At 53.6% G+C, this 2,124-nt stretch carries 1 protein-coding gene; it reads left to right on the top strand.

Going from position 1 to position 2,124, the window contains the following annotated elements:
- Positions 1-1,466 precede the first annotated feature (1,466 nt).
- Positions 1,467-2,124 (top strand): hypothetical protein (locus CITRI_RS20375; RefSeq protein WP_237709095.1); only part of this gene is annotated, 658 nt, incomplete at its 3' end.

Below are 2,124 nucleotides of genomic sequence, written 5' to 3' on the forward strand. Positions count from 1 at the left end.
CACCAGGCACAAAGGCCTCTATACCGCGTTTGATCTAGGGACTACCGCATCTGATGTATGAACAAACTACCACTTTTAATGGATGCGTCCGCCTTCTCTTAAAGGCATGCTTATTGCGTAACAAGTCTCAACTCACAAAACATCCATCAAGCCATGAAAGGAATACTTATGTTCATCTACAGGCGCCCTCAAACGAACTCTCTTGCCTCTATTGGCTCGGGACAAATCTTTAATCCAGTAGCTCTAAGGAAGTTCAGTGCCCCACAATACCAGCTCAACATTTCTTATCCATGCGCGCAATGACTGCGCATCCAGCAGGCCACGCTTTGCAGAGACATTCAAGGCCCTTCTCACTACGCTTGTCGTTTGCGTATCGCTGCTCCTTACTCCCGTGACTCCCGCGGTGGCCGCCCCGCCGACCTTTGGCAACTCATCCGACTTTGTCGGTGAGTGGAAGAACGTGAACAGGAATACACGAAGCATTTCCCGCGTAGTGATTACCCCGGGTGGGGGTCTCACACCAGTCTACGTTCAAATCTACGGCAAATGCGGCTCTGGTGAATGCAAGTGGAAGAGGGGTGATGGAAGCTTCATCCGAAGCGAGAATTCAGTCAAAACTAGGGTATTTTCTATTAATAGTGCCGGCTACGTTTTTGCCACTAGAGACGTCATTCTGCGTCTCGAGTCAAACGGAACCCTCTCATATCAGGTCACCACTGACTTCGCGAACCGCAATAGACAGGACTATGTGTCCACAGGCAGCTTGAAGCGTTCATAGTCAGTACGCGGCCGTGATTGGCCACCAGTAGAGCTCTCTGCGATGCCGTCGTCCGCGACTCCACTACGTCAGTGTCCCCGCGACCATGCCCGCGGGGACACTGACACCAACTCACAGGCATAGGTCCTCATGGCGAGTTGCTCTGGTAGGGAAGCGGCGCGATGGCTCGAAGGTGCTTGTGCCGCGTTGCGCAGTGCTAGGGAGTCGGTTCGGGCGGGACTTCCGATATGCCAACACTTTATCGCGGGTCAATCCTTGTTAGCGCCCTGCTAGATGGCTGATCATGAGCGTCAGAAACTAGCTGATCGCCTCGAAAACCGGGAATACTACCTCAGGTACCCTGACCGCAGACCAAAGGTCCGTTGCCAGCAGTCGGAATGACCTCGCCCCTTCTCTGAAGCCCTGAAGGCGCTTCCTGCCTAATGGCGCTAATCCGAAACCACGTTTCTAGTTTGGCCTGTGTGACCATCACATCGATCCGGACCCCTCTAATAAGTATAATTTGACCGTCAAACTGAAGTTTTCACTTCGAAATACAGTCAAAGACACTGTATGCATAAGCTCTCTAAGGAAGCATAATTATGCCGATCATCGTAGATTGCAGCAATGCCGGTTCAGGAAATCACCCATGGCACGCGTAACGGCGTCATTAACCGACACAGACGGCGTGCCTTTACGCCGCCTATTCGTGGAACACATTGGCCCCTTTGGTATTGGTCTCGGCTGGACCCTAACTGATGCGAACGGCAGCTTGACGCTCGACGCCGGCTGGGGCTTCGATCGAGTCGATGTCCGCATCCATTGCCGAAACTCGGTCATTCGCGTCGTAGATGACTCCGACTCCATACCGGGTACTGCCCCCATTCACGTCACCATGAGTCTGGCTCACGGTGACGTGACATCAGTGGGCTCTTTTAGGGATCATTTCCGCATCCTCGGCCAAGCCCAGGACGTGTACGACACCGTTTGGCGTCAGTTTAGACCGTACAACCGAAGCAGTCGCGGGGCATTTCCCCTAGGACGTAAGCGAACTGGTCTCATGAGGACCTTCGCAGAAAGCCCGACCTGCGAAGCTGCGTTCCCCGACAAGTTTCCCATAGCCCATCTCTCCTTCGTTGAAGCAGCAGGGGTTTTGAATACCTTGATGCCGATCTTGCACATAAAGCAGGACCCACGACTGTTCGGGACGGCAAGCTCTGATCGTTCCCTGATTCCCCATGAAATAGGTCATGTGTTCCACTTCGCCGCCCTCCGATCTTCTGAGCGGCTGAGGATGGAGAGCAGTTATCTTGCCTACTTGACAACTGCCGCCGCCACCGGCCAGCCACTAACTCATGCATTTGAGT

This window comes from Citricoccus sp. CH26A (assembly GCF_000224415.1).
Lineage (GTDB): Bacteria > Actinomycetota > Actinomycetes > Actinomycetales > Micrococcaceae > Citricoccus.